At 57.4% G+C, this 15,935-nt stretch carries 13 protein-coding genes; 4 read left to right on the top strand and 9 right to left on the bottom strand.

The features are described 5' to 3' along the window. Together degP and dgt are read right to left on the bottom strand one after the other, a co-directional pair. Window positions 1-1,440 carry a serine endoprotease DegP gene (gene degP / locus FFS28_RS11020; protein ID WP_006173627.1) on the bottom strand — a complete coding sequence of 480 codons (1,440 nt, stop codon included), beginning with the start codon at window positions 1,438-1,440 and terminating at the stop codon, window positions 1-3. A 131-nt stretch (window positions 1,441-1,571) separates the two neighbouring features. Continuing rightward, entirely contained in the window at window positions 1,572-3,086 is a 1,515-nt protein-coding gene (gene dgt / locus FFS28_RS11025; RefSeq protein WP_088208902.1) for a dGTPase, read from the bottom strand. A gap of 82 nt (window positions 3,087-3,168) precedes the next feature. Here dgt and mtnN point away from each other — a divergent pair, with 82 nt between their 5' ends. The 3 genes from mtnN to FFS28_RS11040 are packed head-to-tail and all read left to right on the top strand — an operon-like array spanning window position 3,169 to window position 5,317. Beyond that, the gene (mtnN, locus tag FFS28_RS11030; RefSeq protein WP_058609716.1) at window positions 3,169-3,867 is read left to right on the top strand and encodes a 5'-methylthioadenosine/S-adenosylhomocysteine nucleosidase; all 699 of its coding nucleotides are present in this window, start codon (window positions 3,169-3,171) and stop codon (window positions 3,865-3,867) included. Beyond that, window positions 3,860-4,660 (top strand): vitamin B12 ABC transporter substrate-binding protein BtuF, encoded by an 801-nt coding sequence (gene btuF, locus FFS28_RS11035; RefSeq protein ID WP_137849550.1) that lies wholly within the window; start codon window positions 3,860-3,862, stop codon window positions 4,658-4,660. The genes mtnN and btuF overlap by 8 nt, the downstream gene beginning before the upstream one ends. 33 nt (window positions 4,661-4,693) lie before the next feature. Then, a complete protein-coding gene (locus FFS28_RS11040) occupies window positions 4,694-5,317 on the top strand; it encodes a TRIC cation channel family protein (protein WP_006173631.1) in 624 nt (207 codons plus the stop codon). Between the two features lie 57 nt (window positions 5,318-5,374). Here FFS28_RS11040 and erpA read toward each other — a convergent pair whose 3' ends face one another. Continuing rightward, window positions 5,375-5,719, bottom strand: coding sequence for an iron-sulfur cluster insertion protein ErpA (erpA, locus tag FFS28_RS11045; RefSeq protein ID WP_006173633.1), 345 nt, complete (start codon window positions 5,717-5,719; stop codon window positions 5,375-5,377). Between the two features lie 86 nt (window positions 5,720-5,805). Next, on the bottom strand, window positions 5,806-7,206 hold the full coding sequence (clcA, locus tag FFS28_RS11050; protein WP_042320453.1) for a H(+)/Cl(-) exchange transporter ClcA: 1,401 nt from the start codon (window positions 7,204-7,206) through the stop codon (window positions 5,806-5,808). A 178-nt stretch (window positions 7,207-7,384) separates the two neighbouring features. Here clcA and hemL point away from each other — a divergent pair, with 178 nt between their 5' ends. Continuing rightward, window positions 7,385-8,665 carry a glutamate-1-semialdehyde 2,1-aminomutase gene (gene hemL, locus FFS28_RS11055; protein WP_137849551.1) on the top strand — a complete coding sequence of 427 codons (1,281 nt, stop codon included), beginning with the start codon at window positions 7,385-7,387 and terminating at the stop codon, window positions 8,663-8,665. A 98-nt stretch (window positions 8,666-8,763) separates the two neighbouring features. Here the strand turns inward: hemL and fhuB are convergent, their stop codons facing one another. The 5 genes from fhuB to FFS28_RS11080 form a co-directional block, all read right to left on the bottom strand. Beyond that, window positions 8,764-10,746 carry a Fe(3+)-hydroxamate ABC transporter permease FhuB gene (gene fhuB / locus FFS28_RS11060; protein WP_137849552.1) on the bottom strand — a complete coding sequence of 661 codons (1,983 nt, stop codon included), beginning with the start codon at window positions 10,744-10,746 and terminating at the stop codon, window positions 8,764-8,766. Then, window positions 10,743-11,633, bottom strand: coding sequence for a Fe(3+)-hydroxamate ABC transporter substrate-binding protein FhuD (gene fhuD / locus FFS28_RS11065; protein ID WP_102891404.1), 891 nt, complete (start codon window positions 11,631-11,633; stop codon window positions 10,743-10,745). Before fhuD ends, fhuB begins: the two co-directional genes overlap by 4 nt. Continuing rightward, window positions 11,633-12,430 carry a Fe3+-hydroxamate ABC transporter ATP-binding protein FhuC gene (fhuC, locus tag FFS28_RS11070; protein ID WP_006173646.1) on the bottom strand — a complete coding sequence of 266 codons (798 nt, stop codon included), beginning with the start codon at window positions 12,428-12,430 and terminating at the stop codon, window positions 11,633-11,635. Before fhuC ends, fhuD begins: the two co-directional genes overlap by 1 nt. A 50-nt stretch (window positions 12,431-12,480) precedes the next feature. Beyond that, window positions 12,481-14,736 (bottom strand): ferrichrome porin FhuA, encoded by a 2,256-nt coding sequence (fhuA, locus tag FFS28_RS11075; RefSeq protein ID WP_006173651.1) that lies wholly within the window; start codon window positions 14,734-14,736, stop codon window positions 12,481-12,483. Between the two features lie 206 nt (window positions 14,737-14,942). Further along, window positions 14,943-15,923 carry a fimbrial protein gene (locus FFS28_RS11080; protein ID WP_249357435.1) on the bottom strand — a complete coding sequence of 327 codons (981 nt, stop codon included), beginning with the start codon at window positions 15,921-15,923 and terminating at the stop codon, window positions 14,943-14,945. Window positions 15,924-15,935: the final 12 nt, after the last annotated feature.

Consider the following 15,935-nt stretch of genomic DNA (forward strand, 5'->3'; position numbering starts at 1 on the left):
TTACTGCATCAGCAGATAGATAGAGGTATCACCACGCTGAATATTCAGCGCCAGCACGGAAGGTTTGCTGTCGAGAATTTTGCGCAGTTCAGCAATGTTTTTCACCGGCTGCTGGTTAGCACCCATGATGACATCGCCTTTTTTCAGGCCGATACGGGCAGCCGGTGAATTCGCCTTCACGTTATTCACCACCACGCCTTTATCCTGGCCTTTGTTGCTCATCTCAGCCCCTTCGATACCGCTGAAGATGGTGCTGGAATCTACCTGATTCTGGCTGCTCTGCTGCAGCTCAAGGCTCACGTTAACCGGCTTACCGTCACGCAGCAGGCCAAGGGTCACTTTGCTGCCGATAGGCATGGAACCCACTTCGGCGCGCAGAGCGGCAAAGCTGCTGATCGGCTTACCGTTCAGGGAAGTGATCACATCACCCGCTTTGATGCCCGCTTTCGCCGCAGACGAGTTCGCCATGACCTGGCTTACGAATGCGCCGCGCTGAGCGTCAACTTTCATGGCTTTCGCCAGTTCGGAGTTCAGCTCGGTGCCCATAATCCCCAGCTCACCGCGTTTCACCTGGCCATACTGCACCATCTGCGCGGTCAGGTTTTTCACCATATTGCTTGGGATAGCAAAGCCGATCCCGATGTTGCCGCCGTCCGGGGCGAGGATCGCGGTGTTGATACCAATCAGCTCGCCGTTCAGGTTCACCAGCGCACCGCCGGAGTTACCACGGTTGATGGCCGCATCCGTCTGAATGAAGTTTTCGTAGTTTTCCGCGTTAAGGCCGCTACGGCCCAGCGCAGAAACGATACCGGAGGTCACGGTTTCACCCAGACCAAACGGGTTACCGATAGCGACCGTGTAGTCACCGACGCGCAGGGCATCAGAGTCAGCAAGCTTAATCGCCGTCAGGTTTTTCGGATCCTGAATCTGGATCAGCGCGATATCCGAGCGCGGATCTTTGCCGACGACTTTGGCGTCGAACTTACGGCCATCGCTCAACTGCACTTTGATGGTGCTGGCGTTATCAACAACGTGGTTGTTGGTCACGACATAGCCTTTCGCGGCGTCAATAATAACGCCCGAACCGAGCGCCATGAATTTCTGCTGCTGGCCGCCACCGCCCTGACCGTCATCCCCTGGGCCACCGCCCTGACAGAATGGGGAGCTCTGGAATGGCGAACCGTCCTGGCAGAACGGTGAGTTATCACCAAAGAACTGCTGGAAGTTACGCGGCATGCGCGGCGTATTGACGGTGGTGCTGCCCTCAACGTTGATACTCACCACCGATGGCATCACCTTCTCGAGCATCGGTGCCAGGCTTGGCATCTGCTGCGCGGTTGCTGCCGAAGACGCGGTCTCGGCTGCAGTAGCAGACAGAGGAGACAGCGCTAAACCTAAACTCAGAGCCAGTGCACTCATTGCTAACGTGGTTTTTTTCATGTTTCTCAATCTCAATTTACAGATAACGCAAAATTGCTGTGTAACTCAGATTCGTTTTATACCGCTTAGTTCCGGGATTAAGTTTATGGAAAAAGTAAAAATTTATTGGTCGTCTTTACAAAACTCCTGGCTTATTCAACCGCCATCAGCTTGCGGTATTCATCCCAGGCATACAAATCTGTCATGCCGCTGATATAGTCCTGAATAAGGCGGCAGCGATAATAATATTCCATCACCGGCCATTGAGCAGCGTTCCTGTCCAGTTTACTGATGGCTTCGACATAGGCCAGACGATGGCGGGTCGACAGTTTTTGATACAGCCGGGATTCAATCGGAATTCGCCGCACGCGCTCGTTTTCCACCAGCTCGCTAAATTCATCGACGGATAATTGCAGCAGGGGTTGATAAATGTCGAGCAAACCGCTGATCACCCGGTATCCCTGCAGCTCCAGTTGCTCCACGTCCGGGTGGCTGAAAACGTGGCGCACCGCGACATTTTTATAGAGCTCAAGCAGTTGGCTATAGCTGCTGTCATCTTCCAGCAACGCGTGATTAAATTCGCCGCTGTAGACCATCGGCAGGTTATCAATAAAACGCGAGGCGGCATACGGCACCAGTTTATTTAATGTATTGACCCGCAAATACATAAAGAACTGATCTTCCGTGCTGCGGCTCAGCGTATTCGCACGCGATTTCTCCCAGGCATTTTCTACGACCTGCGCAAACAAAGACCCTTTTTCATGTTTACCCCAGGCGTCATAAAGATGCTGATAAAGTTCTTCGACGCTAAATATTCTTTTCTCTACGGCGTCTTCAAGGTCGGCCACACAATAGGAGATGTCGTCGGCAGCCTCCATAATCCACGTCAATGGAAAGCGCCCGTTCGGGGTCAATGACAACGCATTACGCAGCCGCGCTATATACTCTTCTTCGGATAAATAATACCCCGGTTTCTTCATCAGATAGCTGTGGGTGGCGGGCGTTTCCCCCATCCACCAGGCCGGGCGCGTATATTTGAGGATGCAGCCCACCTGTGCCCACGTCAGGTTCATGCGCATCAGGGTGTGCACCAGACGAATGCCCTGAGCATTCCCTTCGAAATGACACAGATCCTGACGCACCTTGCGCCGCAGATCGTTTAGCCCCTCTTCCCCTTCGCGAAGGCGTAAATCTCGCACCACGCAGCGGTCGTCGCTGAGCGGCTGGCTGCTCGCGTCCGTGGGGAAAAGTCGCTGTTTAAACCAGTCATTGATGGCCGCCTCGCCGAAATGACCAAACGGCGGATTGCCGATATCGTGCATCAGGCAGGCCATCTCGACGATGCTTTCGAAAGGCCCGGTCAGCTCGTCAAGGTGATAGGTCTCCAGCAGCCGCTGCTCTTTGAGGCGGCTCAAAATTTCTTTGGCGATGTAACGCCCCACCTGCTGAACTTCCATAGAGTGCGTCAGGCGCGTGCGCACCGCCGCGTTACGTTCCAGCGGGAACACCTGCGTTTTTTGCTGCAGACGGCGGATCGCCGGAGAGTTAATGATGCGCCCACGGTCGCTTTCGAAGATGCGCAAAATCTCATGTTCGCTCTTTTCGCCCTGCGGCGAACGGAAACGACGGTGCCAGTTAATTTTGGTTCGAAAATCGATTGGTGACATGTGCTCCCCCGCGTGAGAATGCGTTTCCTCTTAACCGCATGATAGACTATGCCCCTTAACAAGGCACATCGCGAGTAAATCTATGAAAATCGGCATTATTGGTGCAATGGAAGAAGAAGTTACGCTGCTGCGTGACAAAATCGAGAACCGTCAGACCCTTTCGCTGGGTGGCTGTGAGATTTATACCGGCCAGCTGAACGGCGTTGACGTTGCTCTGCTGAAATCAGGCATCGGTAAAGTGGCTGCGGCGCTGGGCGCCACGCTGCTGCTCGAACGCTGCAAACCGGACCTCATCATTAATACCGGTTCTGCGGGCGGTCTGGCACCGACGCTGAAAGTGGGTGATATCGTCGTGTCTGACGAAGCGCGTTATCACGATGCGGACGTGACGGCCTTTGGCTACGAGTACGGCCAGCTTCCGGGCTGCCCGGCAGGCTTTAAAGCCGACGATAAACTGGTTGCCGCCGCGGAAAACTGCATTGCTGAGCTGAACCTCAACGCGGTTCGCGGGCTGATCGTCAGCGGTGATGCCTTTATCAACGGTTCTGTAGGCCTGGCGAAAATTCGCCATAACTTCCCGCAGGCCGTGGCCGTTGAGATGGAAGCCACCGCTATCGCCCACGTTTGCCATAACTTCAGCGTGCCGTTCGTGGTGGTTCGCGCCATCTCTGACGTGGCCGACCAGCAGTCGCACCTGAGCTTCGACGAGTTCCTGGCCGTTGCGGCAAAACAGTCCACCGTGATGGTGGAAACCCTGGTGCAGAAACTGGCTCGTGGGTAAAGGGATCGTAAGGGCGCTGAGCGCCCTGCTTCTGCTCGCCCCGGCCTGGCTGCTCGCTGCGCCGCGCGTCATTACCCTCTCGCCGGCAAATACCGAACTGGCCTTCGCGGCCGGGATCGTCCCCGTCGGCGTCAGCAGCTTTTCAGATTACCCAGAGCAGGCCGTAGGCATCGAACAGGTCGCCACCTGGCAGGGAATGAATCTGGAGCGCATTGTGGCGCTAAAGCCGGACCTGGTGCTGGCCTGGCGCGGCGGCAATGCCGAACGTCAGGTTAACCAGCTTGCGTCGCTTGGGATCAAGGTGATGTGGGTAGATGCAGTGAGCGTCGAGCAAGTTGCCCAGGCGCTGCGCGCCCTCGCCCCTTTTAGCCCTACGCCGAAAAAAGCCGAACAGGCTGCACAGCAGATGCTCAGCGACTATGCGGCGCTGAAAGCCAGATATGATACTCCCGCCAAAAAACGGGTCTTCCTGCAGTTTGGCAGCCAGCCGCTGTTCACCACTGGCAAAGGCTCCATCCAGAACCAGGTGCTTGAACTCTGCGGTGGCGAAAATATCTTTGCCGCAAGCCGCGTGCCGTGGCCGCAGGTCAGTCGGGAACAGGTACTCGCCCGGCAGCCGCAGGCAATTGTGGTGGTCGGAAATGCGAGTGAGATTCCTAAAATAGAACAATTCTGGCAACGCCAGCTCAAAATTCCGGTAATCGCCCTAAACAGCGACTGGTTTGAACGCGCCAGCCCGCGTATTATCCTCGCCGCAAAACAACTCTGTGCCGCGCTGGCAGAGAGCCATTAACATCGTTACAGGCCCCCTTTCGAGGATTTCAGGATGCTCGTGTATTGGCTGGATATACTTGGCACAGCCGTTTTTGCTATCTCCGGCGTGTTACTCGCCGGGAAACTGCGCATGGATCCGTTTGGCGTATTAGTCCTGGGCGTGGTCACGGCGGTTGGCGGTGGGACGATCCGCGACATGGCGCTGGCCAACGGTCCGGTATTTTGGGTCAAAGACCCAACCGATATGGTGGTGGCGATGGTCACCTGTCTGTTAACCATTGTCCTGGTGCGACAGCCCCGCAGGCTACCCAAATGGGTGCTTCCGGTGCTGGATGCCGTCGGCCTGGCCGTGTTTGTGGGCATCGGCGTAAACAAAGCATTTCTTGCCGGAACCGGCCCGATGGTGGCGATCTGTATGGGGGTGTTAACCGGCGTAGGCGGCGGCATCATTCGCGATATTCTGGCGCGTGAAGTCCCGATGATCCTGCGAACGGAAATCTACGCGACGGCCTGTATTATCGGCGGGATCGTTCATGCGACGGCGTATTACACCTTTGCCGTTCCGCTGGAAAATGCGGCGATGCTGGGAATGGTGGTGACGCTGGTGATACGTTTAGCGGCGATACGCTGGCACCTGAAACTGCCGACGTTTGCGCTGGATGAAAATGCTAGATAACTGTCGTTGATAAGCCCGGTGGCGCTACGCTAACCGGGCCTGTATGTGCATTCAGCTTTAGATGCTGAACGAAGAACCACACCCGCAGGTGCTTGTCGCATTTGGGTTGGTCACCACAAAACGCGAACCTTCCAGACCTTCGGTGTAGTCAACCGCACCGCCCACCAGATATTGCAGGCTCATCGGGTCAACCACCAGCGCGACGCCCTGCTTCTCGATAGTCATATCACCATCGTTCACCTGGTCGTCAAAGGTAAAACCGTACTGGAAGCCGCTACAGCCGCCGCCCGTAATATAGACACGCAGTTTCAGATCCGGATTGTCTTCGTCGGCAATCAGGGTTTTCACTTTGTTGGCTGCTGCTTCGGTAAATTGCAGCGGCAGCGCTACGTCATCACTCATCTTATGCTCCCATGAATACTGCTTACTGCGATTGGGTAAAAATCACCCAATTCTTTTGTTCATTATCTAATACCCTGGTAATTCATTCAAGTATTCTGCGTCGAGGCCTGTTCAGCCTCCTGTTTCGCCAGGGTACGGGCAAGAATGGTGGAGTATAGCGGTTTTCCACCGAGGAATTGGGCTAATAGTGTCGCGCCGAGGCAGGTAATGATCATTGGCAAAATGAGCTGATAATTGTCGGTCATCTCAAGAACCAGCACGATCCCGGTCAACGGGGCGCGAAGCGAGGCCGCCAGCAGCGCCCCCATTCCCGCCACCGCAAAGGTCCCTGCCTCGAGATGATACGCCGGAAAACCCGAGGCCGCCGCCATGCCAAACGCGGTACCCAGCAGCGTGCCAAGCGCCAGCATGGGGGCGAAAATGCCGCCTGGCGCGCCGGAGGAAAAGCACAGCACCGTGGTAATAACGCGCGAGATAAACATAAACAACAGCAGCCCAACGCTGAAATTTCCCGCCACCGCGATGGGGATCAGCCCGAACCCGCCGCCAACCGCATTCGGCTCGATAAACCCAAGGATGCCGCAGGCCCCACCCAGCAGTCCGCCTACCAGCACCCATTTGGTCGTATTGCCGCCGTGAATGCGCTGGAACATATCCTGCGCGCGCAAAATAAGCGTGTTGAAAAGCGGGCCGACGACGCCAAAAATCATCCCGAGCACCAGGTAAAGCCACAGAGTATTGACCGGCGCATTGGTCAACTTACCGACTTCAATGACGGCTCCTTCGCCATTGAAAATCCGAAAGACAATGCTCGACATGATTACGCCGGTGAACACCGCTTTAATCGAAATCAGGTTATAGCGAAACTGGGCGCGCATCTCCTCAATAATAAACAGGATGCCCGCCAGCGGCGCATTAAACGCCGCGGAAAGCCCCGCCGCCGCACCGGTTGCCAGAAGCGTATGACGCGCCTCGGCGCTGCGCATGCGGAACAGATCGCCGATCATGCGCCCGACGTTACCCCCGAGCTGCACCGTCGGCCCTTCCCTGCCGAGAACCATGCCCGCCCCGAGCGTGCCCATGCCGCCGATGAATTTCACCGGGATTACGCGCCACCAGCGCACCGGACGCATCTCTTCGAGCGCCCCCTCAATTTCCGGGATACCGGATCCGCCCGCCTCCGGCGCGAATTTGCGCACCAGAAAATACCCCACCATCGCCAGCAGTGCCGACAGGCCAAACGCCCATACCCAGACCAGCCACTCGCGATCCGCATACCCGGCGATGGTGCCGATACGCCAGTTGAGGACGCTATTGACCGCCCTTTCGAACGCCACGCCCAGCAGCCCCGCAACGGTGCCTACCACGGCGGCGGCCAGCAAAATAGCCAGCGGAGTCTTATCGCGGTTAAGCAATCGACGAATGCTGATGCGTCGCTGCGCACGCGTAAACTGTTGTTCTTCAAAAGAAGGAGAGTCTGATTTCATGTCCGGTTCTTTTATCGTCATACAAATTGCCGCAAGGATTTTATCAGAGACTGCGCCATCGTCCTCTGAATAATCCTTAACAATTGTTTAGGCGTTATTAGGGCAAACATTTCATAACCCTCCGCGGATCACTTAGAATAGTGTGCTTAATCATTTTATACGAACCAGGAACCACGCCATGAGCAAGTCAGAAAACCTCTACAGTGCAGCCCGCGAGCTTATTCCAGGCGGCGTGAACTCGCCGGTTCGCGCCTTTACCGGCGTAGGTGGAACGCCGCTGTTTATTGAACGCGCTGACGGCGCGTACCTGTTTGATGTCGATGGCAAAGCCTATATCGATTATGTCGGTTCCTGGGGTCCGATGGTGCTGGGGCATAACCACTCGGCTATCCGCAACGCGGTGATTGAAGCGGCCCAGCGCGGTCTGAGCTTCGGCGCGCCAACCGAGATGGAAGTCAAAATGGCGGCGCTGGTGACCGAACTGGTGCCGACGATGGACATGGTGCGCATGGTGAACTCGGGCACGGAAGCGACCATGAGCGCGATCCGTCTGGCGCGCGGGTTTACCGGCCGCGACAAGATCATCAAATTTGAAGGCTGCTACCACGGCCACGCGGACTGCCTGCTGGTAAAAGCCGGCTCCGGCGCGCTGACCCTCGGCCAGCCAAACTCTCCGGGCGTACCTGCGGACTTCGCTAAGCACACCCTGACCTGCACCTATAACGATCTCAACACCGTTCGCGAAGCGTTCGAGCAGTATCCACAGGAGATCGCCTGCATTATCGTTGAACCGGTCGCGGGCAACATGAACTGTATTCCGCCTCAGCCCGAGTTCCTGCCGGGCCTGCGCGCCCTGTGCGACGAATTTGGCGCGCTGCTGATTATCGATGAAGTGATGACCGGCTTCCGCGTGGCGCTGGCGGGCGCGCAGTCTTACTACGACGTCGTCCCGGATCTGACCTGCCTTGGCAAAATCATCGGCGGCGGTATGCCGGTAGGTGCGTTTGGCGGGCGCAAAGAGGTGATGGAAGCGCTCGCGCCAACCGGCCCGGTGTACCAGGCGGGAACGCTCTCCGGTAACCCGATTGCCATGGCGGCGGGCTTTGCCTGTCTGACCGAGGTCGCGCAGCCGGGTATTCATAACACCCTCACCGACCTGACCACCCAGCTTGCCGACGGCCTGCTGGAGGCGGCTGAAGAAGCGGGTATTCCGCTGGTGGTGAACCACGTTGGCGGCATGTTCGGGATCTTCTTCACCGAGGCGAAAACCGTGACCTGCTATCAGGACGTGGTGAAGTGCGACGTGGAACGCTTCAAGCGCTTCTTCCACCTGATGCTGGAAGAAGGCGTGTATCTGGCACCGTCAGCGTTTGAGGCGGGCTTTATGTCCGTGGCGCACAGCAAAGACGATATCAATAAGACCATCGACGCAGCGCGTAAGGTGTTTGCGAAGCTGTAATGATGTGCGGCCTGATGCCCTCACCCCGGCCCTCTCCCACAGGGAGAGGGAGAAGGTAGGTAAACACCCTCTCCCGCAGGGAGAGGGTGAAATACATCCTACCGACTCTGCTTTCTCAGCAGATAAATAAAGTACGGCGCACCGATAAAGGTCGACAGCAGCCCGGCTGGGATCTGATACGGGAACAGCACCATTCTTCCGCACCAGTCAGCAAAGACCAGCATCACGCCGCCCGTCAGGGCAGACATGACGATGTGTGGCATCGTCCGGCGGAACCCCATCATTCTGGCGATATGCGGCGCCATTAACCCCACAAAGCTCAGCGGGCCGATGGTCATGGTCGCCGTGGCCGTCAGACATGCCGCCAGCAGCAGCAGTCCCACCCGCGTTGGCGTCAGCGCCATCCCCACCGCACGCGCGGTTTCACCGCCAAGCGGCAGGATAGTCATCCAGCGTCGACACAGCGGCACAATGGCCAACAGCACGATCATCACGATCCCGGTGTGAATCACCTGGCTGCCGGTGGCTCCATAGGTAGAGCCGGCGATCCAGGTCAGGATCTGCGCCATACGTGGATCACCGCTGGCCTGTAACATCATCAGCAGCATCGTAAACGCCGTACTGAGCGCCATCCCGGCCAGCAGCATACGGTGCGGGGAGAAGCCGCCGCGACCGGAGGCAATCAAAATGATCAGCAGCGTCACCGCCGCGCCGATACTCCCGGCAGGCATCAGCCAGCCAAAGGCATCTCCCGGCACGAGGAACAGCATTAGCACCACACCGAACGCAGCGCCGGAGCTGATCCCCAGCACTTCCGGGCTGGCCATCGGGTTACCGGTCAGACGCTGAATAATACAGCCCGCAACCGCCAGCATCACACCCGCAATCAGCGCGGAGAAGATCCGCGGCCAGCGCCATTGCAACAGTTCGTGGAGCAGGTCGCCCGTCGCCCAGTGCCAGCCTGTCGCATCACGTCCCAGAGAAAGCGCCGCGAAGGCGGCGATAATCAGCACCGCCAGCCCGGCCAGGCTAAACCACAGCACCGACTGCCGCTCTGCATGTATTTTATCCCCGGCATCCATGGCCGGTGCGCTGATGCTGCGCAGGCGTGGCAGCAGCCACAGCAGCAGCGGCGCGCCGATCAGCGCCGTCACCGAACCGGTCGAGACTTCCATCCACACGCGCGCCAGCCAGAGGATAAGCTGATCGGAAAGCCAGAGGATCAGCGCCCCGATGAGCGGGGCCAGCATCAGGCGCGCCAGCAGACGGCGCGCACCGAGCATTTTCGCCAGCAGCGGTGCAAATAGCCCGATAAAGCCGATGATGCCCACCGCGTTTACCAGCAGCGCACTGAGCACAATCGCCAGGGTCAGCGCGGCCAGACGTGCCAGCGACAGCGCCAGCCCGAGATTACGCGCGACGCCATCATCCAGCCCCATCAGCGTCAGCGGACGTAAAAGCAGCAGCGTCAACACCACACCGCCGATCAGCTGCGGCCACAGACGCTGCACCACGCTCCAGTCGGTTTGCGTGAGCGTGCCGGTACTCCACAGGAACATGCTTTGCAGCTGATCGTGATGGAACAGAACCAGCAGCTGGTTAATCGCCCCGCAGTAGAGGCTCACTACCAGACCGGCCAGAATCAAGGTGACCGGCGAGAGACGTTTACCCCAGGCGACGCCGAACACCAGCGCGCCGACCACACATGCTCCGGCAAGCGCGGCAAACTGCGTGGTTAACGCCCCAGGCAGCGCCCAAAGCGTCGTGATGGTGATCCCAAGCTGCGCGCCCGTCGCGACGCCGAGCGTCGTCGGTTCTGCCAGCGGGTTACGCAGCACCTGCTGGAACAAGACGCCGACAAGCCCCAGCCCGGCTCCCACCAGCAGCGAAATCGCCAGGCGCGGCAGCAGGCTGTAGTGGAACAGCATCTGTTGAATGTTATCGATATCCGGCGCGGCGAGGGCTGCGCCCCACTGGTTGCGGGGCAAAGCCGTCGACAGATTGAACCCGGTCAACGTTAGCGCCGCGATAAAAATCAGCGTCAGCAGCAGGGCCGGAAAACGTGCAATACGTGAACTCATGCTTTGCCTCCCAGCGCCGTGTCCAGCACGCGGGCGAAATGCATGGCCGACAGCGTTGCACCGTAGAACCACACCGCTGGCGCACGCAGGAAACGTTGAGAGCGCACAAACGGCATCGCCTGCCACAGCGGGGTTGCCATCAGGGTTTGCATCTCGCGCTCGTTGCCATGGTCGAAGCACAGAACGTCAACATCACGAAACGCCGCCAGACGGTCGATACCCACGGTGGTGCTGCCCCAGAAGGTCATCTCCCCTTCCCAGGCATTGCGGATCCCAAAGCTGTCGAGCACTTCCTGGAACAGGCAGTTTTTACCAAAGACCAGCATATGACGGGCGTCCAGCAGCGTGACCATCAGCAAAGGCCGATCGCCACGGTGGGCAAAGCGCGGTTTGAGGGAGTCAATCAGGGCATCGAATTCGTCAAGATGGCGTTTCGCCGCCGCTTCGCGGTTCAGGAACTGCGCCATCTCGTTAATGGAATTTTTCGCCATTGTCAGCGGTTTTTTCCCGTCGCTAAAGGAAAAACCCCGGCCAGGCGCGATACGCGCCAGCGTCTCTTCCGACGGCCCATATCCCGCTGACCAGAACAGATATGATGGTTTCATCTGCGTGAGCAGTTCAAGATTCGGTTCGGTGCGCAGACCGATGTCGATCACCGAATCGGGTAATTTTGGCTCGTTCACCCACAGGGTATAGTTCGGAATATCGGCCACACCGTAGGGCGTGATGCCCAACGCCAGCATCAGCTCGACCGGCAGCCACTCCAGGGCAACGATGCGGTGCGGATCGATCGCAGCCGCCTGAGCCCTGTTCATGTTGAACAGCAGGGGTGAGAGCGCCATCGCCGTTAACAGACGGCGGCGGCTAAGTGAGATGGGATCCTGCATCAGTAGACGAAGCTCACCGGTGCGGCCCCGGCAGGGTGAGGCAAAATACCCATTGGAATACCGTAAATGTGCTCCAGCGTGTCGCTGCGCATCAGTTCAGAAGGTGTGCCCTGGGCAATCATCTCTCCGCCACGCAGCGCCACCAGATAATCGCAGTAGCGCGCGGCCATATTAATATCATGCAGCACCGCGATCACCGTCAGGCCACGCTGCTGGCTTAAGCGATGCACCAGCGCAAGAACGTCAACCTGGTGGGCGATATCCAGCGCCGAGGTCGGTTCATCAAGCAGCAGGCAGCGGCTGTCCTGCGCCACCAGCATCGCAATCCACGCCCGCTGGCGTTCGCCGCCGGACAGGCTATCCACCAGACGGTGCGCCAGCGGCTTTAAGCCTACCAGCGCAATCGCCTCGTCCACTTTCTCTCTGTCGGCGACACCAAAACGACCGAGCGCACCGTGCCACGGATAACGCCCAATCGCCACCAGCTCGCGCACCGTCATCCCTTCTGCCTGCGGTAACTGCTGCGGCAGATACGCCACCTTGCGGGCAAAGGCTTTACTGCTCCAGCTCTCCAGCGGTTGACCGTCCAGCAGGATCTCGCCTTCCGACGGCGGCTGATGACGCCCCAGCATTTTGAGCAACGTTGATTTGCCTGAGCCGTTATGACCAATCAGGCCCGTCACTTTCCCGGCAGGGAATGTCAAAGAGAGCGGATGCAGCAGCGTGCGCCCGGGTACGCGAAAGGAGAGGTTGTTGAGAGCAAAGGTGGTGTCGGAGCGCGTTTTATTGTCCTGCATGTCAGCCAACTTTAATAAAAAGGGCACGGAAAACCGTGCCCGAAGAGAGATTAGAAGCGGAAGGTCGCAGTCGCGACAACCTGACGTTCAGCACCCCAGAAGCAACCGTAGGTGTTGAAGCAGCTGGCAACGTATTCACGATCGAACAGGTTGTTCACGTGCAGCGCCACGTTGGAACCCGCCAGACCAACACGGGCCAGATCGTAACGGACCAGCGCATCCACCACGGTGTAGCTGCCCACGGTGAAGCTGTTCGCCGGGTCACCTTTGCTGGAGCCGGTGTAACGTACGCCTGTTCCCAGGGTCAGGCCGGACAGCGCGCCGTCAAACAGGGTGTAATCGCCCCATACTGACGCCATGTGTTTTGGCACCTGAGCCGGCGTGTTGCCTTTGTAATTGGTGTCGGTGGTGTATTCAGCGTCGGTGTAGGTGTAAGAACCGACAACGTTCACGCTGGCAGACAACGCCGCTTTCGCTTCAAGCTCGACGCCGCGAGCACGGATCTCGCCGCCTTCTACGGAGAAAATGCCCCCCGCCGGATCGGCCATCAGGTTGTTAGATTTGGTAAGCTGGTACAGCGCACCGGTCACGACGACAGGACGATCGCTTGGCACGTATTTCACGCCCGCTTCGTACTGTTTGCCTTTAGACGGTGCAAAGATCTTACCGCCCTCACCTGCCTGAGAAGAAGGTTCAAAGGATTCGCTGTAGCTGAAGTAAGGCGTTACCCCGTTATCGAACAGGTAGTTAACACCGCCACGCCAGGTAAACTCTTTGTCGTTACGGGAATCCGTCGTGCCGGCAACGCGATTCAGGGAATCCTGTTTCGCCCAGTCATAACGTCCGCCCAGCGTCACCAGAACTTTATCCCACTCGATCTGATCCTGTGCGTATACCCCGGTCTGCTTCTGCTTGTTCAGCACCTGATAAGCCCCGGATGGGCCAGGGTGCGAACCGAAATCGAAGTCACCGCGATCCAGGTTGTAGATATCCGAAGGCGCAACGGAGCCGGCATAGCCGAACCAGGAGTCGATATCATTACGCATACGCATGAAATCAACGCCGGTCAGCAAGGTATGATCGACAGCACCCGTCGCGAACTTGCTTTGCAGTTGGGTATCGACAGAGAAGTTTTCCAGCTTCTCATTATCAATGACGTACTGACGCGTCAGCGTATGACCCCACTGGGACTGTGGAACGCTCGCACACGGGCTGGTTGCCGGATTGCTTGAATAGAGCGGATCGGAGCACATACCGTAGCCATACACGCTGTTCTGCGAGGTTTTATTCTGCGCATAACGCAGGTTCTGACGCACGGTAAAGGTATCGTTGAAGGCGTGATCGAAGCTATATCCCACCATTTTCTGGTTACGGGAATAGGTGTTGTTCTTCGCACCTTCGTTGAAATTGGTCGGCAGACGGCTGCCGTTTGGCAGCGGATCAACCGTGCCCTCTTTTGGCAACCAGCCGTAGTAGCCCGTTTCCGGCTCGTTCTGGAAGTAAGAGAGGAAGGTGAAGGTGGTTTTATCGTCCGGACGCCAGGAGAACGCTGGCGCGATGGCGTAACGCTGCTCGCCTTTATCATCCTGCTGCGCATTGTTGGAGCGCGCCACGCCGGTCAGACGGTAAGAGTAAACGCCGTCGTCATCGATCGCATCGCTGAAGTCGAAGCCGGTCTGGAACAGGTTGTCGGTGCCCATTTTGAACTGGATCTCGCGCAGCTGCTCCGTGGTTGGGCGCTTGCTCACCATGTTCAGCAGGCCGCCAGGGCTGCTTTTTCCGTACAGAACGGAAACCGGACCGCGCATGATTTCAGCGCGCTCCAGCATATAAGGGTCGATCACCGCGTCGTTATAGAAGTTGCCCTGCATCTTCAGGCCATCCAGATAGTTGTTCTGGCTTTGGCCGTCGGCAGCGAAACCACGGATGATCAGATAGTCATAGGTATTGGATGCACCACGCGTGCCCACCGCAACGCCCGGGGTATAGCTGAGGGCTTCTTTCACGGATTTAGGCTGATGCAGCGCCATCTCTTCTGCAGTGACCACTGAAATGGACTGCGGAACTTTTTGAATAGGGGTATCCGTTTTGGTCCCGGTAGCGGATTGTCTTGCGGCAATCGTCGCAGCAGGGCCCCAGGCACTTTCCTGTGCAGCCGGCGCGGCAGTAACGGTGATGGTGTCTTCTTTTTTCGGGGTTTCAGCCGCCTGTGCATATGCAGACATGCCGGTAACCGCTGTGGCGACAACAACTGCGATTTTACGCAGCGTCGTATTTATTGGCTGAGCAGTATTGGAAAGCGCCATGATGGTTCTCTGATGAAAGAGTGAATGATAACGTAAACGAGAATTATTATTATGACCGCAGAATAATATGCGAAACGCTGGCGGCATAGCAAGCAGTAAGCGGCCCTACGAGAATTAAGGGTTTAAGAAATAACCAGATGAAAAGAGAGGGTTAATGAGGTTAGAAAATTGATCGCACTTAACCCGCTGGCGCGGGTGTGGTGCATTTATCGGTAGAACACATCAAATGTCGCAACGGCATCGACTTTGCCAGGTCTCACATCACCCGTTTTGATGTACCGCGCTTTCAATGGAATATCCACGGCCTCTTTATCGCCCGTGCTGGTGGTGGCGGTGTAGTCCTGGTCGAACGTCAGCAGAGTATTATTCTTATCCAGAATCTGGATACCTATCCCCGAGGCGGCCTGGGCGCTATCGGCAATGTTCAGGGTGTGACCATTGGTTACCCCGGTAGAACCGCTACTGGTGAACCGGAAGTCCACACGGGTATCCGCCGAGCACTCGGTCAGGGAGATTTTGAAACGCTCATCAGTGAGAATGTCGGAATAGTTATTATCAAAATCCCCGGCATTCACCGTTTTCAGTGGGACATAGATATTTTTATCCACCAGATTGCAGGTATGCGATGCCGTTACGATTTGCACACTGCCGGGGGAGAGGCGCATCTGCGCTACCACATCCTGTCCCCACTTCTCTTCTGCTGACAGCCTTGACGTATCCAGATACCCCTCTTTCACCTCTCCCGTGACAACCAGCTGAAGCGCGCCATGGAAGGTGGTATCAATGATGCTCCATCCGCTGCCACCGTAACTGACAAAATGCATCGGCGTGATAATGTCTGAAGAGGTAAAGGTCGCGGTGCTGTCCTGGGCTTGCGCCATACGGATGCCGATGCCCGGAACGTTAGTCTGATAAACGCCCTCCATAACCCCGTTGCGCGCATCGCTGTCGGTTAACGCAACGTAGCCTTTGTATTTATTGCCGGTGCTCTGGCACTCCATCTCAACCCGACCGCTCTCAATACTGTCTTCATAGATAATGGAACCCACCGGGAGATCGGGATCTACACGGATAATGGCCGGAAGTTGAAAATTGAGTACCCCATTCTCCAGTTGGTTGCCGACACAGGTTGTGTTGGCATACGCAGGCGACAACGCCCCCGCAGCAGCCAGCAACCCTATGCTCATCAGCGTACGCCT

Source organism: Enterobacter sp. 2VL (assembly GCF_005503595.1).
Classification (GTDB): domain Bacteria; phylum Pseudomonadota; class Gammaproteobacteria; order Enterobacterales; family Enterobacteriaceae; genus Enterobacter; species Enterobacter cancerogenus.